We start from the raw sequence: 22,750 nt of genomic DNA on the forward strand, positions 1-22,750 counted from the left end.
GGAGCACACCGGCCGTGCGCCCTGCCCGTGGCCGGTGTGCGCACATCAGGTTACTTGGCCGGGGCGCAGAGCTTTTCGCGGCTCGTCGACATCGCCGCCTTGGCCGAGAAGCCGTAGGGTTCGATGATCTTGGCGAACTCGCCCGATTCCTTCAGCTTCTTCAGCTCCACATCGAAGGCATCGCGCAGCGCAACGTCCTGCTTGCGGAAGGCAGCACCGTCGCAATAGACCGGTGCATTGACGACGGGGGCGACGGTTTCGAGGTTCGGATCCTTCGCCTTCGCCATCAGATCGTGGATCGACAGGACCGGCAGCGAATAGACGTCGATGCGGCCGTCCTGCAGCATCTTGATGCCGCTCTGGCCATCCGGAACCACGATAACGCGGTCACGCGGCACGCCGGCTTCCAGCGCCAGCTTCTCCTCCGTGCCGCCGCCCGGCGCGCCGATCTTGGCATCCGGATTGTCGGCGATATCCTTGTAGCTCGTCAGCTTCAGCGGGTTGCCCTTCTTGAGAGCGAAGGCTTCGGCATCGCAGAGGATCGGTTCGGAATAGGCAACGGCGCTGCAACGTTCCGGCTTCATAAACAGGCCGGCGGTGATCGCGTCGTGGCGGCCGGCCTGCAGGCCGGGGATCATCGCGCCGTATTCCGAGATCGAGGCGACCACTTCCTTGACGCCGAGCTTTTCGAAGATCACGCGTGCCACGTCGGGGGCGGCGCCAGAGACCTTGCCGTCGGCGCCGACGGCCGTGAATGGCGGCTCGTTGGCGATGGCGATGCGGGCAAAACCCTGTTCCTTCAGCTGTTCGAGCTTGTCGGCGGCGGCGGATACCGGAGCGGCCGCTGTAACCAGAAGCACCGACAGGCTGACGGCGCTCAAAAAATATCCTGCTTTCATCGTTCCCAACTCCTCTGGCTTTCTCTTTGCGTTTTGTTGTTCGCGGGCAATGTCTGAGGTCAGACGCGGTGCCCTGCCGCGATGATTTTGCGCAGGAAGGTCTGCGTCCTTTCCTGCGTCGGATTGCGGAAGATGTCGCCGGGTCTGCCTTCCTCGACGATCCTGCCGCGATCGAAAAACAGCACGCGGTCGGCAAAGTCGTGGGCAAAGCCCATTTCGTGAGTGACGAGAAGCATCGTCATGTCGGTCTCGGAGGCGAGCTTCCGCATGACGTTCAGCACCTCTTCGACCAGTTCCGGGTCGAGCGCCGAAGTCACCTCGTCGAACAGCATGATCTTCGGCGACAGCGCCAGCGCCCGGGCGATGGCGACGCGCTGCTTTTGGCCGCCGGACAACTGCGCCGGGACGCTTTTCGCCTTGTCGGCAAGGCCGACCATATCGAGAAGCTCCATCGCCCGCTTCTCGGCTTGCGGCCGTTTGATGCCCTTGGTCAGCATCGGCGCCAGCGTCACGTTGTCGAGGACGCATTTATGCGGGAACAGGTTGAAGTGCTGGAAGACCATGCCGATCTTTTCCCGCATACGATGCAGGTGCCGCTCATCGGCCGCCACCAGCCCGCTGCCACCAGGCATATGGTAGAGCTGCTCGCCGTCGACCTCGATATGGCCGCCGCTGATCGTCTCCAGCGTCATCAGGATGCGCAGGATCGTCGTCTTGCCGGAGCCGGATGGCCCGATCAGCGCCAGTTTCTCGCCCGGCATGACATTCATCGACAGGCCGTCGAGCACGGTCAGGGGGCCGTATCTCTTGACGATGTTGTCGATGCGGATGATGGGCGCAGGCATTCATGTCTCTCCTTGTTGAGACAAGCAATGACCTAACGATGACGGTCCACGAAAATCATGTCAATTCGTAAAATAATATCATGACAATTATTCTGCGCATGCCGGCAAATGCGGTGGCAGCGTCAAATCGCAAGCAGCAGTTCCTCCGGATTTCCCTGCGCCAGCGAGGCAACGATCCCGAGTCCTGTCCGCAGCTCGCCTTCCGTCGTCGAGCCGAGCGAGATGCGCACCGCTGGCGTCCAGCCGTGGTCGGTGGTGTGGAAGGATTTGCCCGGCGCAATCGCTACGCCGCGCAGCCTTGCCTGCGACACGAAACCATCCTCCGTATGGCTGCCGGACAGCGGCAGCCATACATGCAGGCTTTGCGGGTGCGTTCGATAGGACAGGCCGGCCAGCATCTCCGCCGCGATCGCGTGGCGTCCGACAAGGGCGCGGCGCTGCCAGTTGACGAGTTCCATCGCCGTGCCGTCGCTGACCCAGCGACTGGCGATCTCGGCCATGGCAGGCGTCGCCATCCAGCTGGAGACGAGATGCCGGTTGGCGACGGCCGCGACATAGCGGTCGGGCGCGACGAGGTAGCCGATCCTGAGGCCGGGAACGGTGATCTTCGTAAAGCTCGTGACGTAGAGCGTGCGCTCCGGCGCGAAGGCCGCCATCGGCGGTGCCCGGTCCTCGATCATCGGCCCGAGAATGTCGTTTTCGATGATCGCTATGTCATGCTTGGCGGCGACGGCGGCAAGCGCCTGCCGGCGCTCGGCACTCATCAGGGCCGCCATCGGATTGATCACTGAAGGCTGCAGGAAAATTGCCCGGATCGGCCCGGTCCGGCAGGCCTCGTCCAGCGCTTCGGGGATCATGCCTTCCTCGTCGATCGCCAACCCTTCGAGGTGCAGGCCGAGATAGCCGCAGAGCGGCACCAGAGTATGGTGGCTGACCGCTTCGGTCGCAATCGTCGAGCCGGGCGGTGCGACGCTCATCAGCGCCACCGTCATGCCAGAGGTCGCGCCATTCGTCAGGCTGATGTTCAGCGGCGACACGTCGAGTCCGCAGCGCGCCAGCCATTCGGTGGCGACGACGCGGTGACGTGGAAACACCATATTCGGCCGGAACGACAGGGCCGAGCTGGAAGGCAGGTTTTCTGAAAGCCAGCCGAAGGCCTGGCGCAGTTTTTCCAGATGGATCTGCTCGCAGACCGGCTTCAGGATTGACAGATCGATCACCTCGCCCAGCCGTTCCGGCAGATAGGGCGGCTCCGGCTCAGGCGGCCGCGTCTGCACGAAACTGCCGCGGCCGATCTCGCCTGAGATCAGCCCGCGGCGGCTGAGCTCGTCATAGGCGCGGCTGACCGTCTGCACGGAAAGATGCAGATCATCGGCCAGCTTGCGATGCGGCGGCAATTGCGCCCCGTCGGAGAGCTTGCCGTCGGTGATCGCGTTGGCGATCTGCTCGGCGAGTGAAAGATAGGCCGGCCGGCGGAGTTGCGAGGGATCGGGGCGCCAATTTGTCATGATTTCAACAGTGCTGAAAATCAGTTCAATTGACAATGCCAAAATGCGCTCCCATTGTCTTTTCGCTGCGTTTGAAATGATTTCTTTCTGAAGAAAGCACCATGAAGCTCGACGCCATCGACCTGCGCATTCTCGACGCCGTCCAACGCGACGGTCGCATCACCAAGCTGGCGCTGGCCGAAAAAGCCGGACTGTCGCCGACGCCGTGCTGGATGCGGCTGCGCAAGCTCGAAAAGGCCGGTGTTATCACCGGCTACCACGCCCGCCTCGCCCCGCGGCGCATCGCGCCGGTTGCCAGCGTGATGATGGAGGTGACGCTCGCCAATCATCGCCAGGCCGATTTCGAGCGCTTCGAACGTACCATTGCCGCAATCCCCGAGGTCGTCGCCTGCTGGTCGGTGGGTGGCGGCGTCGATTACATTCTGAAGATCATGACGGCCAATATCGACGCCTACCAGCGACTGGTCGATGGGCTTCTCGACCGCGAACTCGGCATCGACCGCTACTTCACCTATATCGTCACCAAGACGGTGAAGGAGGAAACAGTCGTTCCGGTCTCTTCCTTCGCCGGCGATGAGGAAGGCGCTTCCTAGAACAGGATTCAAATTTTAGGCTGACCCGGTCTAAAATCTGAATCCTGTTCTAAGTTAAAGAGTTAGAGCATGATGTCGTCCGAAAACCGCTCACATTTTTCGGCATCATGCTCTAGACAATCTCTCTATCCGGCGGCTGTGCTTTAGCCCGTTTCTCTCTTTTCGCCATCGCCAAAGGACAATCTCTCGTCCGCTCCTGTGGAAGACTTCACGTCACCGCAACGAGGAGATTGGACATGACTGCCGTTTTTGCCCGCCCCGCCTATCACGACGCGCTGTCGCGGCTCGCCGATCGTCATCTCCTGCGCGATCTCGCCTATGTCGGCGGCCGGTGGATCGCCGGGACCACGGGCAAGAGCTTCGCCGTGACCGATCCGGCTTCTTCGGCGACACTCACCTGGGTTGCGAGCCTCGGTGCGGAGGAGACGGCGGCGGCGATCGATGCCGCCTCCGAAGCTTTCACCGCCTGGCGCGCCATGCTGCCGCAGAGCCGCTCGGCGATCCTGCGGAAATGGCATGCGCTGATGCTCGCTGCCAAAGAGGATCTGGCGCTGATCATGACGCTGGAACAGGGCAAGCCGCTGGCCGAAGCGCGCGGCGAGATCGATTACGCTGCCTCCTTCATCGAATGGTATGCCGAGGAAGCCAAGCGGCTGAACGCCGAAAGCGTCACCAGCCATCTGGCCGGGGCGGAAATGATCGTCCGGCGCGAAGCGCTCGGCGTCGTCGGCGTCGTCACGCCCTGGAATTTTCCTTCCGCCATGCTCACCCGGAAGGCAGCCGCGGCACTCGCCGCCGGCTGCACGGTCGTCGCCCACCCCTCCTCGGAAACGCCGCTCTCTGCCCTCGCCCTTGCCGAACTCGGTGAACGCGCCGGCATCCCCGCCGGTGTCTTCAATGTGGTCACCGGCCATGCCGCAACGATCGTCGGACGCATGTGCGCCGATGTCCGCCTGCGCGCGATGAGCTTCACCGGCTCCACCGAGGTCGGCCGCCTGATCGCCGCGCAATGCGCGCCAACGATGAAGCGGCTGGTGATGGAGCTCGGCGGCCACGCGCCGCTGATCGTCTTCGACGATGCCGATGTCGCAAAAGCGGTCGAGATCGCCGTCGACGCCAAGTTCGCCACATCCGGCCAGGATTGCCTTGCCGCCAACCGCATCTTCGTCCAGCGGCGCATCGCCGATGCCTTCGCCAAGGCCCTTGCCGCCCGCATCGGCGAGCTGAAGGTCGGCGCAGGACTTGAGGATGGAAGCGAGATCGGGCCGCTGATGCATGAACGGGCCGTCGTCAAGGTTGAAGAGCAAGTTGCCGACGCGCTGGCGCAGGGCGCCCGGCTCGTCATCGGCGGCAGCCGCCATAAGGCCGGCCGGCTCTTCTATCAGCCGACGCTTTTGACGGATGTGCCGGCGAATGCGTTGATCATGCGTGAGGAGACTTTTGGGCCTGTGGCGGCGTTGACCACCTTCGATACCGAAGACGAGGTTGTCGCCCGCGCCAATGATAGCGAATACGGCCTCGTCGCCTATGTCATCACCGAGAACGGTGCCCGGCAGATGCGTCTCGGACGCGCGCTGGAATACGGCATGGTAGCGGTCAACCGCGTGAAAATCACCGGCGGCCCCATTCCCTTCGGCGGCTGGAAGCAGTCCGGCCTCGGCCGCGAGGGCTCGCGCCACGGGCTCGAGGCCTTCACCGAGCTCAAATATCTCTGCATCGACACCGCCGCCTGAGCACCCCATTTCAAGAAGAGGACAGGACATGCTCGACAAAAGCAACGAACTCACCGCTTGGGACCGCGATCACTTCTTCCACCCCTCGACCCATATGGGCATGCATGCGCGCGGCGAGACGCCGACCCGCGTCGTCGCCGGCGGCGAAGGCGTCTACATCACCGACACGAGCGGCCGCAAAAGCCTCGACGCCTTTGCCGGGCTTTATTGCGTCAATGTCGGCTACGGCCGTCAGAAGATTGCTGATGCGATCGCCGAACAGGCGAAGAACCTCGCCTATTACCACGCCTATGTCGGCCACGGCACGGAAGCCTCGATCGCGTTGTCGAAGATGATCATCGACCGCGCGACCGATGGCATGAGCCGCGTCTATTTCGGCCTCTCCGGCTCGGATGCCAACGAGACCAACATCAAGCTTATCTGGTATTACAACAACATCCTCGGCCGGCCGGAGAAAAAGAAGATCATCTCCCGCTGGCGCGGTTATCACGGCTCCGGCGTCATGACCGGCAGCCTCACCGGTCTTGCACTCTTCCACAATGCCTTCGACCTGCCGCGTGCACCGGTCCTTCACACCGAGGCGCCCTATTATTTCCGCCGCCCCGACCGCTCGATGAACGAGGAACAGTTCTCGCAATATTGCGCCGACAGACTGGAGGAGATGATCCTCGCCGAAGGCCCTGATACCATCGCCGCCTTCATCGGCGAGCCGATCCTCGGCACCGGCGGCATCGTGCCGCCGCCGCAAGGTTACTGGCAGAAGATCCAGGCCGTGCTCGACAAATACGACATCCTGCTTGTTGCCGACGAAGTCGTCACCGGCTTCGGCCGTCTCGGCACGATGTTCGGCTCGGATCACTATGGGATGAAGCCGGACCTTATCACCATCGCCAAGGGCCTGACCTCCGCCTATGCCCCGCTTTCCGCCAGCATCGTTTCGAGCAAGATGTGGCAGGTGCTGGTGCGGGGTTCCGATGAATTGGGAGCGATCGGCCACGGCTGGACCTATTCCGCCCATCCAATCTGTGCTGCCGCCGGCATTGCCAATCTCGAACTGATCGACGAACTCGGCATCGTCGAAAATGCCGGCGCGACCGGCGCTTATTTCCGCTCGGAACTGGCAAGAGCCGTGGGCAGCCACCGCAACGTCGGCGACGTCCGCGGCGACGGCCTGATGGCGGCTATCGAGTTCATCGAGGACAGGGACGATCGAAAATTCTTCGATGCCGGGCGCAAGATCGGCCCGCAGGTCGCCGCCGCCCTTCTTGAACGCGGCGTCATCGGCCGCGCCATGCCGCAGGGCGATATCCTCGGCTTTGCGCCGCCGCTCTGCCTGACGCGTGAGGAGGCGGACATCGTCGTCAAGGCGACAGCGGACACGATCGAAAGCGTCTTCAAGAACATCTGAGGAGAGGCCGCATGACGATCCCGGAAAAGATGGCAGCCGTTTTGCTCACCGGCCATGGCGGATTGGAGAAGCTCGTCTACCGCACCGACGTCCCTGTTCCGGCGCCGGCGGAGGGCGAGGTGCTGATCCGCGTCACCGCCTGCGGCATGAACAATACCGACGTCTGGGTACGCCAAGGCGCCTATGGCACCGAGGACGACCCCGCCGCAATCTCGACCTGGCGCAGGCAGGGCAATACGCTGATATTCCCGCGCATCCAGGGCACCGATACGGTTGGCTATATCGTCGCCGTCGGCACCGGCGTCGATCCCGGCCGCATCGGCGAGCGCGTCATGGTCGACTTTTCGATCTATAATCGCGACGACGACAGTCTCGCCGACATCGATTACATGGGCCATGGCCGTGACGGCGGTTATGCCGAATATATGGCGCTGCCGGCCGAAAACGCTCATCTCGTTGCTACCGATCTGACCGATGTCGAGCTCGCCACATTCTGCTGCGCCTATCTGACCGGCGAGCGCATGCTGGAACGGGCGCGGCTTGCCGCCGGCGAACGCGTCCTCGTCACCGGCGCCTCGGGTGGTGTCGGCTCAGCGATCATCCAGCTTGCGCGTGCCCGCGGCGCCATCCCGATCGCCGTCGCCGGTCCCGGCAAGGAGGCGGCGATGCTCGACATCGGCGCCGAAGCTGTGGTGACCCGCGGCAAGGGCAATCTGGTCGAAGCCGTCCATTTCGTCAGCCGCGGCGAGCCGATCGATGTCATCGCCGATCTCGTCGGCGGGCCACTGTTCAACGATCTCCTGAAGATACTGCGCCCCGAAGGCCGCTACACGACGGCCGGCGCCATTGCCGGCCCGGTTGTCCAGCTCGATCTCAGGACCATGTATCTGAAGCAGCTGGAGCTGCACGGATCGAGCCAGGGAAGCCGCGCCGACTTCCGCCGGCTCATCGGCTATATCGAAAGCCGCAAGATCCGGCCCCTCGTCGGTGGCGTCTATCCGCTGTCGGAATTCCATCGCGCCCAGACCGAGTTCATGGCGAAGAATTTCGTGGGCAAATTGGTCGTGGTGCCCGACCGAGGATAAGGCGAGATTCCGATCGCGCCGCTGGCGAACCTTATCGGCGTATCGGCGTTTTACGGCCATGAACAATCGTCGCGATCACATCGGCCATTCGTTGAACCAGGCAATCTGGGGCGTCTCTGCGGCCTTGAGGGAGGCGAAACCGCCGGTCGCGCCAGAAGGTCTCTGATGCCGGCTGCCAAGACGACATACCTGACCCCTGCCGAACTCGAAAAGATTCGCCGTGCTGTGGGCATTGCGCGGCTGATGGACACCGCAGTCCGACTGCCTTTCATCGGCGTACGGATCGGCGCCGATTCGGTGCTCGGTCTCCTCCCCGGCGTCGGCGACGTTGCCACGTCGCTCATCGGCCTCTACATTCTCAATGAGGCCCGGCGTCTCGGCGTTCCCAACCACAAGCTCGCACGCATGGCCGTCAATCTCGGCATCGATGCGGCCGGAGGGACGGTTCCGCTGGTCGGTGATCTCTTCGACGTCTATTTCAAATCGCATCGCCGCAACGTCGGTATCATCCTCGAACATTTCGGCATCAGCGAAGACGAGCTGAACCGGAGAATCTGAGCCGCTTGTCATGCTTCGCCGACCGAAGAAGCTGCGCGAGGCCTTTCGAACAGAACACGCCGCTGGCTCTCAACGTCTAAAGTTCAACCAAAGCGCCCGCCATTTTCACGGCGTGATCGAGGACGAATTGCAGCTTGGCCGCGTGGGCAAAACCCGGCTCATCCGGCTGCCCTTTTTGCACGGCCTTTGCAAATCGCTGGAAATTGGTGATGACCGGTTCGACGTCTATCTTGCGCCAGATTGCCTTGTCGGCGTCAGGGCCTTCACAGACCCTGAGCGTCGAACCTTCAGGCGTATGCACCACCTCGAGCGCGCCCTTGTCTCCATGCAAGCGCAGGCGCAACTCGTTCAGATGGCCGGTCGCCCAGCGCGTCGCATGGATGACGCCGGCCGCGCCGTTTTCAAGCTCGGCCATCATCAGGAAACTGTCGTTGGCGTCGAGCTCATACTCGCCGATCCGGTTGCCAGGGCTCTTGTCGAACACCTTGAGGTGCGATGCCGCCGCCTTGACGTCGCTTCCCGCGGCAAAAACCGCGAAGTCGAGAATATGGATACCGACATCGCCGAGCACGCCATTGGAACCGTGCTTCGTCGACAGCCGCCAGAGCCATTGCGATTCCTTGGTCCAGTCGCCCCAGGCCTTTGAGACCAGCCAGCTCTGCAGATAGGACGCTTCGAAGTGACGGATCGCGCCAAGACGGCCGTCCAGCACCATCTTGCGGGCTGCCTGCAGTGGCGCGACATTGCGATAGGTCAGGTTTACCATCGTGACCTTGCCGGACGCCGCCGCGGCGTCGGCCATCTCCTTGGCTTCCCGGTAGGTGACCGCCAGCGGCTTCTCGCAGAGCACATGTTTGCCGGCGCCGAGTAACTTCATCGTCGTCGAATAATGCGCGCGATCCGGCGTGACATTGGTGACGGCGTCGAACTCTCCCCAGGCAAGGGCGTCATCGAGCGACGTGAAAGTCAGCGGGATACTATGCCTGAGCGCGAAGGCCCGCAGCCGGACCTCGTCCGTATCGACGGCAGCAACAAGTTTGACGCCGGCAATTTCCGAAAAATGCATGGCATGGGTGTTTGCCCATCCTCCGGTACCGAGAATGATCAAGCGCATTCTTTTGTCCTCATGGTTAATCCATCGAAGCGTGAGCGGCAGCGAGAGCATCGCGGCGTCTTGCGGGGCCGAACGAGCCACCGCCGCCCACGGCATCTCACCTCTTAACGGTAACCGGCTTCGCCGGCCTGGTGCAGTCTCGGGCCGCGTTCGACGATCGGCTCCAGTGCTTTTTCTACCGGCACATTTGGAGCGTCGGTAATGCTCGTCAACGATCCCTCAGGGTTATAAGCCCACTTGACGCTGTTGATCAGCACCTTCTGGACGGTGGCGTCGTGATAGGTCGGATAGGTCTCGTGGCCGGGGCGGAAATAGAAGATGTTGCCGGCGCCGCGCCGCCAGGTCAGGCCGGAGCGGAACACTTCCCCACCCTGGAACCAGGAGATGAACACCGTTTCGAGCGGTTCCGGCACCGAGAACTGTTCGCCATACATTTCCTCGTTCTCGAGCTCGAAATGCTCGCCGATGCCGGCGGCGATCGGATGGCGTGGGTTGATCGTCCACAGCCGCTCGCGTTCGCCGGCCTCGCGCCACTTCAGCGCGCAGGGCGTACCCATCAGCCGCTTGAAGATCTTGGAGAAATGGCCGGAATGCAGCACGAGCAGGCCCATGCCTTCCCAGACGCGCTTGGCGACACGTTCGACCACGACGTCGGAGACCGCACCGTGATCCTTGTGGCCCCACCAGGTCAGCACATCGGTTTCGGCAAGCCGGGCTTCGCTCAACCCATGTTCCGGCTCCTGCAGCGTCGCCGTCGTCGCCGAGATCGCGGGATCGGCATTCAGCGCATTGGCGATTGTCGTGTGCATGCCCTCGGGATAGATGCCGCGGACGATCTCATTGGTATTTTCGTGGATGTTTTCACCCCACACAACGGTGCGTATGGTCACGTCGTTTTCTCCTTGTCATTAAAACGGATCGAGCTTTGGGAGGAACGTCGATCCTGGGAAGGTCAGGCAGCCTGCATGGATTGACGCTCGAGCGCCCGGCCCGAATGGTCGAAGCGGTGGACGTGGCCGGCAAGCGGCGCAAGGCCAAGCGTCTGCCCCGGCTCGTGACGGGAGACACCGGTTTCCCGCACGATGAGCGGCTCGTCTGCCCCGATATCCACATAGACGAAGCTATCGGAGCCGAGGATTTCCGAATGGATGACCGTGCCGCTCCAAACCGGCGACTCGGGCGCGACGCGAACATGCTCCGCGCGCACGCCGATCGTATGGCTACCATAGGGCTCCGCCAGTCCGGCCGATAGGAAATTCATTTTCGGCGAGCCGATGAAGCCGGCTACGAAAAGCGAATTGGGGCTTTCATAAAGCTCCAGCGGCGTGCCGATCTGCTCGACGACGCCGTCCCGCAACACGCAGATCCGATCGGCGAGCGTCATCGCCTCGACCTGATCATGCGTCACATAGATCATCGTCGTGTTGTGCATGCTGCGATGAAGCTTCGCGATTTCCAGCCTCGTCGCGACGCGAAGCGCCGCATCGAGATTGGACAGCGGCTCGTCGAAGAGAAAGACCTTGGGATCGCGAACGATCGCCCGGCCGATTGCGACGCGCTGACGCTGTCCGCCGGAAAGCTGCCGCGGCAAGCGCTCAAGGTACGATAAGAGCTGCAGCATGCCGGCCGCCTGTTCAACGCGCTGGCGGCACTCGTCCTTGGTACGGCCTGACAGTTTCATGCCGAAAGCCATATTGTCGAAAACCGTCATATGCGGATAGAGCGCGTAGGACTGGAACACCATGGCGATCCCTCTCTTCGAGGGCGCGTGCTGGTTCACCATCTTGCTGTCGAAGGAAAGGGTCCCCGACGTAATGTCCTCAAGGCCGGAGATAAGCCTGAGCAGCGTGGATTTGCCGCATCCCGACGGCCCCACGAACACCATGAACTCACCGCGGCGGATGTCCATCGTCACGCCCTTGATGACCTCGAAAGCGCCGACGCGCTTGCGAATGTTCTCCAGTCGTATCTCTGCCATGTCCTACTCCCTCACCCCTTGACGCCGCCGGCGGTCAGCCCCGAAATGATCCGGCGCTGGAATATCAAAACGAGCACCACAACCGGCACGGTGACGATCACCGAAGCCGCCATGATGTTGCCCCAGGGGATTTCGAATTCGCTGTTGCCCGAAAGCAGGGCGATGGCGACCGGCACGGTTCTCTGCGTATCCGACGATGTGAAAGTCAGCGCAAAAAGGAACTCGTTCCATGCGCTGATGAAGGCGAGCAGCCCTGTTGTCACCAGCGCCGGCCACATCAGCGGCATGAACACCTGGGTGACGATGACCCATGGCGAGGCGCCATCGACGATCGCCGCCTCCTCGATCTCGATCGGCAATTCACGCATGAAGGTCGTCAGCACCCAGACGGTGAACGGCAGCGTGAAAATCATGTAGGAAAAGATCAGCGCGAAGGGCGTGTTGAAGATGCCGATCCAGCGAATGAGTTCGAAGAGGCCGGCAAGAACGGCAATCTGCGGAAACATCGACACCGAGAGGATGGTCAGCATCAAGAGCGCCCGACCTCGGAAATGCACCCGCGCCAAGGCGAATGAGGCGGTGACCGAAAGCAACAGTGACGCTGAAACCACGACGCAGGCGATCATCGCGGAATTTGCAAGACTGCGGACGAACCCGCCCTGGCCCATCACGGACGTATAGTTGCCGAACGAGATCGAGGTCGGCCAATAATCGACTTTGAAGAGGGCCGTGCCGGTCTTCAGGCTCGTGAGGATCGCATAGTAGAACGGAAAGACCGCAATGATGACGATGATCGTGACGAGCAGGTAGAAGAGCGTATTCTTGGTGATCGACAGCAGCATCAGCGTTCCTCCCCGCCGAGCCTGACGCGGCCGAGCCAGATATAGAAGACGGTGACGGAGGCAATGATCAGGAAAAGCACCGTCGAGGCGGTAGCGCCATAGGCGAACTTGTCGAAGTCAAACAGGTTCTCGCGCGCCATGACCGACATGGTCTTCGTCTGCGCATTGTTCGGCGTCAGAACATAGATCAAATCGAAGATGCGCATCGCATCCAGCATCCGGAATATCACCGCAACCATGATGGCCGGCCGGATCAGCGGTAGCGTCAGACGCCAGAACACCTTGACCGGATTGACGCCGTCGATCTTGGCGGCCTCATAGATATCGCCCGGAACCATCTGCAGTCCGGCAAGGATCAGCAGCGCCATGAAGGGCGTCGTCTTCCAGACGTCGACGATCAGCACGGCGACCATCGCCGTCTCTGGATTGGCGGTCCAGGCAATCTTCTCAGTGATAAGGCCGAAGCCGAGCAGGATGTCGTTCAGGATACCGAATTGGTCGTTGAGCATCCAGGCCCACATCTTGGCCGAGACGATCGTTGGGATCGCCCACGGAATGAGGATTGCGGCCCTTACGATCCCGCGCCCGACGAACCGTGCGTTCAGCACCAGCGCGACGATCAGCCCGAGCACGGTCTCGATCACCACCGAGAGGAGGGTGAATTTGGCGGTGTTCCAGACCGCCTTCCACCAGACCGGATCGGCAAGCAGCCCACGAAAGACGGTCCTGCCGCTCTTCAGCGTCACCCACGACAGATAATTGGAAAAGCCGACAAACTGCGCGTTGCCGAGGTCGTTCAGCGACGCATTGGTAAAGCTGAAATAGATCGTTCTGAACAGCGGCCAGCCGGCAACGATTGCCAGGATCAGCAGCGTCGGCGCCAGAAACATCCATGCCGATCGAACGCGCTCGGATCGCAGCTCCGTCGAGGCTTTTAAACGGGAAAGCCTTGGATTGACTGCCTGCGGAACTACGATTTCGCTCATGAAACGCCTATCCCTCGTTAAGTCGTCCGGAGGTGGGACCGACGGCCTGAGAGCCGCCGGTCGGCATACTCACCAGGCGTCGCCCTTGAGGGTGGTCAGGTCGGCTTCGAGAAGCTCGAGGTTCTCGGCGGCTGAGCCGCTGCCGGACAGTGTATTGTGCACGGCCGTCCAGAACTTCGAGGACACTTCGTTGTACTTTACCTTGGCGGTCGCCGAAGGCCGCGGCACCGCGTTCTGGAAAATCGGTTTCCAGTTCGGCATGAAGGGCTGGGCGGCGGCAACATCCTTGTCGTCATAAAGATCCGTCAGTGTCGGCAAGTTGGACAGCTCGATGGCGCGCGCTTTCTGAACCTCCTTCGACGCCAAGAACTTTACCAGCGCGATGGCTGCTTCCTGCTTTTCGGAATATTTCGAAACCGCCAGGTTCCAGCCGCCGAGCGTCGAGGATGGCTTGTCGCCGGCCGCGGCCACGGGCAGCGTCATGACGTCGAACTTGCCCTTCACAGCGCTGTCGGCACCATTGCCGAGGGAATAGGCATAGGGCCAGTTGCGCATGAAGACGGCGTTGCCGGTCTGCCAGACGCCGCGCGATTCTTCTTCCTGATAGGCGAGCACGCCTGGCGGTGAGATCGTGCCGATCCAGCCCTTGGCGCGGTCAAGCGCAGCCGCCGCCTTGTCGTTGTTGATCGAGATCGCCCCGTCCGGCTCGACGATTTGGCCGCCACCCGACGACTTCACCCATTCCAGCGCGTTGCAGGTCAGCCCCTCATAGGAATTGCCCTGGAAGACGTAGCCCCAGAGATCCTTCTGTCCGGCCTGGCGTTCCTTATCCTGAACCTCTTTGGCGGTTGCGGCCATCTCGTCCCAGGTCTTCGGCGGCTGCTTGCCATATTTCTCGAGCAGGTCCTTCCGGTAAAACAGCGCCGGAGCATCGGTAAACAACGGCAGCGCCACCAGCCGGCCATTGACGGTCTGCGAGGCAATGATCGACGGGAAAAACTGGCCGTCCACATCCTTGGTGGCCTCCTTGAGATCGATGAACTGATCGGCAAGCTGCGGCGCCCAGATGACGTCGGTCTGATAGACGTCGATGTCCTTGTTTCCAGCCGCGAGCCACAGGCGATATTGGGAGAACTGTTCGCTGCTCGATGACGGCATCGTAACGAGCTTGACCTGATTGCCGGTCTCCTTCTCGAAAATTGCCAGCTGCTTGTTCAGGAATTCGACGTTTTTTCCCGTAGTGTTGGCGGCAAACGAAATTTCGGCGGCACGGATCGGGCCGGCAAACGCAATGGCAATGCCTAGCGCAGACATGCCCAAAGCAAACTTTTTCATGATCTCCTCCCAGAAATTGAAATCGATTTGGCCAGCAGAACATTGCAGAAGGCATGGACGGCGTCAAGTCGCCAAATGAGCGCTTCACAGTTGCGCAGAAGGGCCATTGCAGTGCAATATACAGCTTAAAAGGAAGTTCATCACCGCCAGAGGCTACGCTCTGGGGCGATATTTTTGAAATCGATTTCAATTATGACCTGATTGGGTACATGCCCGTTGCGCATCGCCAACGCATCGTCCATTGATTGCCAGGACAAAGAAGACATCCGATGAAACTTCGTGAATTCGCAAAGCAGCTTGGACTTTCTCCGACCACGGTCAGTCGTGCGCTCGGCGGCTACCCTGAGGTCAGTGAAGCCACGCGCGCCCGGGTTGCGAACGAAGCAGTACGGCTTGGCTATCGCCCCGATATCAATGCCGTGCGTCTGAAGACAGGAAGAGCCGGTGCGATCGGCGTCATGATGGCGCGGTCGGGAGAAATCCATTTCACCGAATTCATGTCGGGCATGGCGCAACGCCTGGAAACGACCGACACGGATATTCTCATCACGCCGATTACCGCACACAATGACGACGACGAGATGCAGGAGTACAGACGCCTAGTCGAAAGCCGTCGCGTGGACGCAGTGATCATTCACTCGCCTCGCCCTCGCGACCCGCGGATCGAGATGCTGAGCAGCCTGCGTCTGCCTTTCCTGGTTCACGGCCGGTCGGAGACGGAGCACGTTCACGCCTGGCTTGATATCGATAATGAAAATGCGGTGCGCAGGTCCACCGAACACCTGCTCGATCTCGGGCACCGCCGCATCGCCATGATCAATGGCCTCAGGGGCAAGACTTATTCGATCCATCGCGAACAGGGTTTTCGGCTCGCCCATCAGGAGCGTGGGCTCATTGCCGATCCCCACATGATGGTCTGCGATAAATTCTCCGACGAGAGCGGTTTTCGTCATGCCCGCTCTTTTTTGGAGAGCGCCAATGCGCCAACCGCCATCGTTGCCGGCTCCACGATGACAGCGCTCGGCGTTTACCGCGCCGTCCGTTCGCTTGGGATGACGGTCGGCCGGGATGTCTCCGTTATCGCCCATGACGACGTCTTCCCTTATTTGACGGCCGAAAATATGGTGCCGTCACTCTCGACAACGCGATCCTCCATGCGTGCTGCGGGCACACGTTGCGCCGAACTGACGCTGCAGCTTATTGCGGGGCGCGCCGCCGAGGAGATCCACGAATTGTGGCCGGTCGAGTTGATCCTGCGAGAAAGCACTGCGGCCCCGCGCTGACAGCTGCGGAACGCCGCTTCAGAGCGAGAGGCAACGCGCGCGGCACCTCTCGCACCAGATCCGCGAACAAGCCGGTGCTTGGAGTAAGCTTTCGGGACGGAACAACCGGTTGTCGCCGAAGTCCATTAGCCGGCATGGCGCTTCGCCCCGCCATTCGCCCTGACGAGCGCCATCAACATCGGGCCGATGGCAAATTCGCCCCTTTCGGTCCTGCGGGTGAGATCGCGGAGATAACCGCCGGGCGAATTGATATGCCCTCCCCGTTCCAGGATGCAGGCGATCACGGTCGCGGCGTTTTCCGGCCCCATGCCGGCGCAGGCGTCCTCATAGGCCGAGGGGCTGACGCCGAGCATCGAGCGCACGACGACGGCGGCCGACATCAGGTCGCGCCAATTGCCGATCGCGCCACCCGGCCCATAGTCGAGAATGGCGGGGCAGGCCTGCAGGACGAGGCCGAGCGGGAAGGATTTTAGGCTGTGGCCGGCGACAGGATTGGCCGCACCCGGCCCCTTGCCACCTGGTCCCGTGGAAGGCCTCGGCGATTTCAGCCTTTGTGCATCCAACGGCTCGGCCATCCCTTCGTTGTTTGCCAGTGCCTTTTCGCCCTGCTTCGTTTCGAAGCTTGGTTCAAGTTCAGAATTGGATTCGGGGTTTGAATTCTGTTTGTGGCGCTCAATTTGAGACTCATTGGCGTTCATTTTTTCTATTTTTATCTGCCTTTCCAGCAGGTTGACGGCCTCGTCGCGCAACAGCGCCATCTCGTAGAGCAGCGATGCCAGTTCTTCGATGCACGCCACCCGCGGGATCCTTGCGACAAGCGCACGAAACATCACGGCCATCTCTTCCCAGTCACCGGGAACCGCTTCGTCGATGGCCGCCGAAATCAGCTTGGAGATATCGCGCCGGCAGACCGTCAGGCGTTCTCTCGTCGCCCGGAGCAGCTCCCGGTCGGCAATTACCTGGGCCGCCAGGTTTTCAATCTCGACCGCACGGGCCAAAAGCGGCGCGACGCTGAAGCCGAAGGCTTCGCCGATCGCCCCTGCCCTGTCGCGGCGGGCATAGCGTTTCCCGTTCGGACTGTCCTTGCGCAGGATCAGGCCGGCCTCGACCAGGACGGCCAGGTGCCGCCGCAGCGTCGCCGGCGTCATGCCGCGGGCGCGCAGCGATAGCTGGGCATTCGAGGGAAAGACGATCAGGCCCCTCTCCTCGGAGATTTCATCGTCGGGATAGAAGGTCAGCAGCGCGTCGAGCACCGTCAGCGCCCGATCGGTCACGCCGAGCGCCGGGCGCGCCTCGCAGATCGCCCGGAACAGCTTCCACTTGCTGCGCTTCATCCCCGGCTCGATCGTCTCGGCCAGTTGCTGGCTTGCCAGCATGCCAAGCGACATCGGCCGCCGCCCAAAGGGCGTCGTCACATATCCACTCTCCATTTGCCTTCACCTTCGTTCAGGCAAAAGAAAACCATCCACCAATTTGGTGCCTAAGACGCTTGACTGTGATTCGTGGAAATGCGATTCTCGATGTGCTTAAGATCTGAGAAGGGCTTCCACGACGGCGTCGTTGGGGGCCTTTTTCTTTTGCGCGCTACGCTCCTCTGTGCTTCTTGAATTCCTGGAATAGGTCTTGCAGCCGTTCCTGGACGAATTGATCGAAACCCGGCGCGGTCTTGCCGTCGAAGACGAAAGTAGCGCCGGCTGCTGTCTTCTTGATCATCACAGGAACGCCGCTGACTTCGGTTTTGGCCACCGCCGGCTTTGGCGTGGCCGTCTTCTTCGTCGCCAGAACCAATGCCCGGTGGAAGCGTTCGTCGCTCGAAATCTTGCGTGCGTCGTCCGCGGACAACTCCGCGATGATCGTCCCGACGTCGGCTTTCTCCAGTCGCTCGCCCAGCTCCAGCCAGCGGCGGCGGCCGATCTCGGGCGCAGCACCGATGGCGTTGATGAGGTCGAGCGGCACCTGCCGCATGACGATCAGCATTCTCGACAGCGCCGCTTTGTCGACACTGAGCGCCGCCATGATGACATCCCGGCCGAAGCCGCGTTCCTCGAGCCGCGACGCGAAGAGCGCGCGCTCGATATAGGAGAGATTGGTGCGGGCGCTGTTTTCCTGCCCCTGGCTGACGACCAGCTGGTCATCCGTGAGATCGCGCACGGCCGCACGAACCTTGATGCCGAGGTCTCGGATGGCCGCCAGCCGTCGATGGCCGTAGGCGACCTGATAACGTCCCTTGGCTTCAGGATGCGGGCGCACGAGGATCGGAACCTGCTGCCCGTGTTCGCGGATCTGCTCGACGAGCTCGCTAAGACCGGACGCGTCGATCGCCAGGCGGTCGCTGACGAAGGAGGCGTCGATCAGGCCTGGGTCGAGCTCGATTATCATCTGGCCCGCCGCCAGCTGCCGTTCCAGCTCGCCCGCTCGCTCCATCTTTTCGGTGATGTTGCCGAGCGTCTTCGTAATGCCGCCGACCGGCCCGCCGACACGCTCCTGCGGCACGAAGCCGGCGATCGGACGATTGTCGCGTGGCGCGACCGCTTCCACCCTTGCCGGGCTCGGAGCGGAGATTTCGATGAGATTCTTGCGCGCCATTTCTATCTCCTTCCCCAGGTGGAGCGAATATGCGCTTCGATCTCACCATTCACGAGGTTCAGCGACTCCAGCGCCCGGTCATAGGTTCCGCGCGTGAATTGCGACCGCTCGACCTCATAAAGGGTCTGCTTGGTGACGCCGGCGTCGGCGACCGCGGTCGATTTCACCATGGCGTTGTGGAGCATGCGGTTGCCGAAGATCGCCCGCATGAAGCCGGTCATCTGGCTCTGCGGTCCGTCATTCGGCTCGAACCGCGTCACGAGATAGCGCATCCAATCATAGCTGGTGCGCCCGCCGGCCCTCTCGACGACCGACATGAGTTCGCTCGTCATCGTCAGGAACTGCGACATCGACATGACGTCGAGCATCTGCGGGTGGACGGTGATCAAGACCGAAGTCGCCGCGCAGAGCGCCGACATTGTCAAGAAACCAAGCTGCGGCGGGCAGTCGATGACCACGATGTCGTAGAGGCTTTCGATGTCGGTCAGCACCTCGCCGATGCGGGCGAAGAACATCGTCTCCGCCGTGCCTGACGCCATCGCCTTCGGCGTCTCGTGCTCGAATTCCATCAGCTCGAGATTTCCCGGAATGAGATGCAGATTGGGCGTATAGGTGGCGCGCACGATATCGGCGATCGGGCGCGGTTCTTCATAGCGGATCGCACCGTAGATCGTCTCGCCCTCGCCGACGTCGAACTCCGGCTGGTGACCGAACAGCGCCGACAGCGATGCCTGCGGATCGAGATCGACGGCGAGCACGCGGTAGCCGCGCAGCGCCATGAATTGCGCCAGATGTGCAGCCGTGGTGGTCTTGCCCGAGCCGCCTTTGAAATTCATGACGGAGACGATCTGGAGCTTTTCGCCGGCTCTGCGGGCCGGCACATATTTCGGCGTGCCGTTGCGCTCGTCGAGGACCCGGCGAATGCGGTCCATGTCGGATGCGCTGTAAAGCCGACGTCCGTTTGGCAGCGGATCCGGTCCGTGGCCATCGGCCGCCACCTGCCTGAGATAGCCTTCACCGATGCCGATGAAGGCTGCGGCTTCCGCCGGCGAGAAGGTCCTGATCGTCTTCTGGGAAAGCGGCGGAAAGATTTTCGCCTGATGCTGCTGAAGCTGATAGGACAACTCCTTCGCATCTGTTGCCAGAAGCGACGGGAGATGCTCTTGATCGTCTTGAAGAGCAAGACTCGGCTGCATGATTGTTTTCCCAAGTAACTGCGCAATTTTGAACGAAAGCGCTTCAGTTGCGCAGTTACTATATGCCGCGATTCGTGACCGAATTACAAATGCTTAACCAAACCACGCCTCGACGCACACCAAACGGGTTCCGGAATCCGGCAAATTCGCGGACGGCTCGGCGGGTGATTCGCATCCGCGCGAGGGCCGAAGGGCAAGGACTATGCCATCGGTTATGCACATGAAATTCATGAAATTTTTGCGAGGCCGCGGGCGGAATGGAAAGGCCCGAGCCGACTATTGCCCGTCATCCTTCAGATAGTTGTTGCCGTTGATCACCAGAAGCCCATCCGAACCCTTGTCCGGCTCGAAAATGCTCAGGCTCTCCGTCTTACCGGTCGCGTCGGTCAGATCGAGGCGATAGCCGGAAAGCCTATAACGGCCGCTGGAGCCGGGCCGATCGCCTGACGCGGTCACACCCGTCCGCGACTCGCCGATTTCGTTCGTCATTGAGACGCCGGACCAGCGGCTGCGTTCGAAAGTGCCGTTGTCACGCAGTGTCAGCGTATTGCTGGAGGCAACCGATCCCGACGAGGTCGCAGTCATGCCGCTTGAAGCGAAGTTGTAAACCCATTCGCCGTCGAGCGTGGCGCCATCCTCGAACGGCGGCACCGCACGATACTCGTCTTCGTCGATCACCAGGTCGTCGCCTTTTTTGGAAAACGGCTTCGTCTCGATCTCGATCGTACCGTAGGCGGAGGTGACGCTGCGCGTTTCGATCGATCCGGCGGAGGAGAAGAAGCCACCGCCGGTGAGTTTATAAAGGCCGCAGTCGGAGGGGTTTTCCGTGCAGTGCTCGGTCATGCTGCTGCCGCCCTTCGGCAGTTCCGTGCTGAACAGGCCCTTCGGATCGAACATGGTGATCTCGCTATCGGAATAGAAATCCACGCCGCCGAAGAGATTCGGGCGGACACCGGTATCGAGATGGGTGAAGACGCCATCGAGCCCGCCGTCGTCGCTCGCGGGAGCAAGATCGAAATCCTTGTCCGAAGGGTCAAGCTTCACCGAACGCACGAGAGCCTCGAACTCGGCCTCGGCGCTTTGGCTTCCGTCGCCTTTGAGGTTCAAGAGCACGAGCTGCAGATAGGCCTGCCGCTCGTCATTGGCGATGCCGACGACGATCTGGCTGATGCTGACATTCTTCTGCTGGACGCAGCAGCGTTCCTCCACGCGGATATCGTGGCCGTTTATCGTGACGCCATAATACTTAATCAGAATATCTTCCTTGGCCATGTCGGGCAGCGTTGCGACAAAGGTCTTCATCCCGGCCGGAAGGGAATTGCGCCCTCCCGCAAGCGGCTTGGATATCTGGATCAGAGCGCTGCCGCGCTTGTCATCCCCGGTTTCGGGAAAATCCTTCTGCAGCATGAAAAGATCGCCCTTGCCGGCCTTCCTCCAGCCGGAAGCGGCATCGGGCAGCGTCACCGTCAGCCCCCCAATATCGGCGGGCGCGGCAAACGCCTGCGGGCAGGATAGAAGGCAGAAGAGAACAACAACGAGTTCCAAGACCGATTTAATCCCACGGATCCGCCCGCCGTCCCTATTGCCCATGCGCCCCTCCCCTGCCGTTTCGGCGACCGCCGGCGGGATTTGGAGCTGGACCGGAGCTTTTCAACCCTGGGCTTCATGAAGATTTATTGAATGTGCCGCGCGCCGCAAAGCGCCGGCTTAAAAATCGGGCGATATCAATTTCAGCGAGGGGAAATAGGTGCGGTAGCGCCCGACATCCCGCGCCAAGAGCGGCAGTTGCTGCATGGCTGCGTGAGCGCCGATAAAGAAATCGGCTAGCACACCGGTGCGTGATCCGCCTATTACCTCGCGCCGCCAATTTCAAGCCGGCCGTTAGGCGGCCATCGATTTGAAGAGCCAGTCGGAGAGGGTCTGCCTCGCCGTGCGGGCGCCAGCACCGGGAAGCAGTACATCGCCGGTCAATTCGACGTCGAAATAGGAAACAGCTGTATCGGTCGTTACCGGCCGTTGGTCTTCGTTTGCGGCGAGATATATCCGCGCGATTTCGTCGATACCGAACTGTTCCGGGCCGCCGATCTCGACAATGTCCCCGACCGGAGTTCCCGGTGCCAGTTCCATCAGAAACGCTGCGACGTCACCGGCCGCAACCGGCCTCATAGCCGCCGGCGGCAACCGAAGGACGTCGCCATCAGCACCGATATCGATCAATCCACTGATGAATTCGTAGAACTGCGTCGAGCGGAGGATCGTATGGGGTCGGCCGGACGCACGGATGAGATTTTCCTGCACCATTTTCGCGCGGAAATAATCGCTTTCGACGAGGTAAGGCGTGCCGACGACGGAGAGCGCGAGATAATGTCTGACGTTGGCACAGGCCGCAGCGGCGAGCAGGTTCTTCGTCGATGTCCTGAAGAAATCAAACGCCGAACTGTCGCCGAATGATGCGGCATTGGTGACATCGATGACGACTTCGTTTCCCGCCATCGCTGCTTCGAGGCCCCTGCCCGTCACCGTATCGACGCCAAGCGATAAGGATGCGGCGGTGACATCGTGGCCCGCCCGGCGCAACTTCGCCGTGAGTTGCGTTCCGACAACGCCGCTTGCTCCCGCCACCATGATCTTCATATCGACACCCTCTCTATCTCTACCCAATGCCCGCGGTTGAGCGACAATGACCGGAAAGTTAGAGACCTTCCATCGTGCCTGAGGTCCTGCATCCTAGCCCATGGGCATAGGGGAGCCAGCCTCCGGTATAGGGTGCGCCATCGGATAAAGCGGCCCCTGCTTCACTC

21 protein-coding genes are annotated in these 22,750 nt (G+C 61.5%); 7 read left to right on the forward strand and 14 right to left on the reverse strand.

Features of this window, described 5'->3' with window-relative positions:
* Positions 1-50: 50 nt before the first annotated feature.
* The 3 genes from ehuB to C4N04_RS15865 form a co-directional block, all read right to left on the reverse strand.
* Positions 51-899 carry an ectoine/hydroxyectoine ABC transporter substrate-binding protein EhuB gene (gene ehuB, locus C4N04_RS15855; RefSeq protein ID WP_106796484.1) on the reverse strand — a complete coding sequence of 283 codons (849 nt, stop codon included), beginning with the start codon at positions 897-899 and terminating at the stop codon, positions 51-53.
* Positions 900-958: 59 nt separating this feature from the next.
* Positions 959-1,744: an ectoine/hydroxyectoine ABC transporter ATP-binding protein EhuA gene (gene ehuA / locus C4N04_RS15860; RefSeq protein WP_020919732.1), complete on the reverse strand. Its 786-nt coding sequence runs from the start codon at positions 1,742-1,744 to the stop codon at positions 959-961.
* 122 nt (positions 1,745-1,866) lie between these two features.
* A complete protein-coding gene (locus C4N04_RS15865; protein WP_106796545.1) occupies positions 1,867-3,252 on the reverse strand; it encodes a PLP-dependent aminotransferase family protein in 1,386 nt (461 codons plus the stop codon).
* A 101-nt stretch (positions 3,253-3,353) separates the two neighbouring features.
* Here C4N04_RS15865 and C4N04_RS15870 point away from each other — a divergent pair, with 101 nt between their 5' ends.
* From C4N04_RS15870 to C4N04_RS15890, 5 genes are all read left to right on the forward strand, one after another.
* Complete coding sequence (locus C4N04_RS15870) at positions 3,354-3,845, forward strand: Lrp/AsnC family transcriptional regulator (protein WP_077989786.1); 492 nt, start codon at positions 3,354-3,356, stop codon at positions 3,843-3,845.
* A 236-nt stretch (positions 3,846-4,081) separates the two neighbouring features.
* Complete coding sequence (locus C4N04_RS15875) at positions 4,082-5,578, forward strand: NAD-dependent succinate-semialdehyde dehydrogenase (RefSeq protein WP_106796485.1); 1,497 nt, start codon at positions 4,082-4,084, stop codon at positions 5,576-5,578.
* Between the two features lie 28 nt (positions 5,579-5,606).
* Positions 5,607-6,986, forward strand: a complete 1,380-nt coding sequence (locus tag C4N04_RS15880) for an aspartate aminotransferase family protein (protein WP_106796486.1) — start codon at positions 5,607-5,609, stop codon at positions 6,984-6,986.
* An 11-nt stretch (positions 6,987-6,997) separates the two neighbouring features.
* Entirely contained in the window at positions 6,998-8,071 is a 1,074-nt protein-coding gene (locus C4N04_RS15885) for an alcohol dehydrogenase family protein (protein WP_106796487.1), read from the forward strand.
* Between the two features lie 165 nt (positions 8,072-8,236).
* Positions 8,237-8,629, forward strand: a complete 393-nt coding sequence (locus C4N04_RS15890; RefSeq protein WP_040112144.1) for a DUF4112 domain-containing protein — start codon at positions 8,237-8,239, stop codon at positions 8,627-8,629.
* A gap of 76 nt (positions 8,630-8,705) precedes the next feature.
* Here C4N04_RS15890 and C4N04_RS15895 read toward each other — a convergent pair whose 3' ends face one another.
* From C4N04_RS15895 to C4N04_RS15920, 6 genes are all read right to left on the reverse strand, one after another.
* Positions 8,706-9,743 (reverse strand): Gfo/Idh/MocA family oxidoreductase, encoded by a 1,038-nt coding sequence (locus C4N04_RS15895; RefSeq protein ID WP_106796546.1) that lies wholly within the window; start codon positions 9,741-9,743, stop codon positions 8,706-8,708.
* A 104-nt stretch (positions 9,744-9,847) separates the two neighbouring features.
* Entirely contained in the window at positions 9,848-10,633 is a 786-nt protein-coding gene (locus tag C4N04_RS15900) for a ThuA domain-containing protein (RefSeq protein ID WP_106796488.1), read from the reverse strand.
* A 62-nt stretch (positions 10,634-10,695) separates the two neighbouring features.
* Complete coding sequence (locus tag C4N04_RS15905) at positions 10,696-11,721, reverse strand: ATP-binding cassette domain-containing protein (RefSeq protein WP_106796489.1); 1,026 nt, start codon at positions 11,719-11,721, stop codon at positions 10,696-10,698.
* Positions 11,722-11,732: 11 nt separating this feature from the next.
* Positions 11,733-12,563: a carbohydrate ABC transporter permease gene (locus C4N04_RS15910; RefSeq protein WP_106796490.1), complete on the reverse strand. Its 831-nt coding sequence runs from the start codon at positions 12,561-12,563 to the stop codon at positions 11,733-11,735.
* Positions 12,563-13,549, reverse strand: coding sequence for a sugar ABC transporter permease (locus C4N04_RS15915; RefSeq protein ID WP_106796491.1), 987 nt, complete (start codon positions 13,547-13,549; stop codon positions 12,563-12,565). The genes C4N04_RS15910 and C4N04_RS15915 overlap by 1 nt, the downstream gene beginning before the upstream one ends.
* 69 nt (positions 13,550-13,618) lie before the next feature.
* A complete protein-coding gene (locus tag C4N04_RS15920) occupies positions 13,619-14,884 on the reverse strand; it encodes an ABC transporter substrate-binding protein (protein WP_106796492.1) in 1,266 nt (421 codons plus the stop codon).
* A gap of 53 nt (positions 14,885-14,937) precedes the next feature.
* Here C4N04_RS15920 and C4N04_RS31585 point away from each other — a divergent pair, with 53 nt between their 5' ends.
* Both C4N04_RS31585 and C4N04_RS15925 read left to right on the forward strand, forming a co-directional pair.
* On the forward strand, positions 14,938-15,129 hold the full coding sequence (locus tag C4N04_RS31585; protein WP_158775558.1) for a hypothetical protein: 192 nt from the start codon (positions 14,938-14,940) through the stop codon (positions 15,127-15,129).
* Positions 15,130-15,153: 24 nt separating this feature from the next.
* The gene (locus C4N04_RS15925; protein WP_106796493.1) at positions 15,154-16,167 is read left to right on the forward strand and encodes a substrate-binding domain-containing protein; all 1,014 of its coding nucleotides are present in this window, start codon (positions 15,154-15,156) and stop codon (positions 16,165-16,167) included.
* Between the two features lie 125 nt (positions 16,168-16,292).
* Here the strand turns inward: C4N04_RS15925 and repC are convergent, their stop codons facing one another.
* The 5 genes from repC to C4N04_RS15955 form a co-directional block, all read right to left on the reverse strand.
* Complete coding sequence (repC, locus tag C4N04_RS15930; protein ID WP_106796494.1) at positions 16,293-17,597, reverse strand: plasmid replication protein RepC; 1,305 nt, start codon at positions 17,595-17,597, stop codon at positions 16,293-16,295.
* A gap of 154 nt (positions 17,598-17,751) precedes the next feature.
* Complete coding sequence (repB, locus tag C4N04_RS15935; RefSeq protein WP_106796495.1) at positions 17,752-18,753, reverse strand: plasmid partitioning protein RepB; 1,002 nt, start codon at positions 18,751-18,753, stop codon at positions 17,752-17,754.
* 2 nt (positions 18,754-18,755) lie between these two features.
* Positions 18,756-19,949, reverse strand: a complete 1,194-nt coding sequence (repA, locus tag C4N04_RS15940; RefSeq protein WP_077989142.1) for a plasmid partitioning protein RepA — start codon at positions 19,947-19,949, stop codon at positions 18,756-18,758.
* Between the two features lie 276 nt (positions 19,950-20,225).
* Positions 20,226-21,539 carry a hypothetical protein gene (locus C4N04_RS15945; protein WP_106796496.1) on the reverse strand — a complete coding sequence of 438 codons (1,314 nt, stop codon included), beginning with the start codon at positions 21,537-21,539 and terminating at the stop codon, positions 20,226-20,228.
* A 291-nt stretch (positions 21,540-21,830) separates the two neighbouring features.
* Complete coding sequence (locus C4N04_RS15955; protein ID WP_009995534.1) at positions 21,831-22,583, reverse strand: NAD(P)H-binding protein; 753 nt, start codon at positions 22,581-22,583, stop codon at positions 21,831-21,833.
* Between the last annotated feature and the right edge of the window lie 167 nt (positions 22,584-22,750).

This window comes from Rhizobium sp. H4, assembly GCF_003013335.1.
GTDB lineage: Bacteria > Pseudomonadota > Alphaproteobacteria > Rhizobiales > Rhizobiaceae > Rhizobium > Rhizobium sophoriradicis.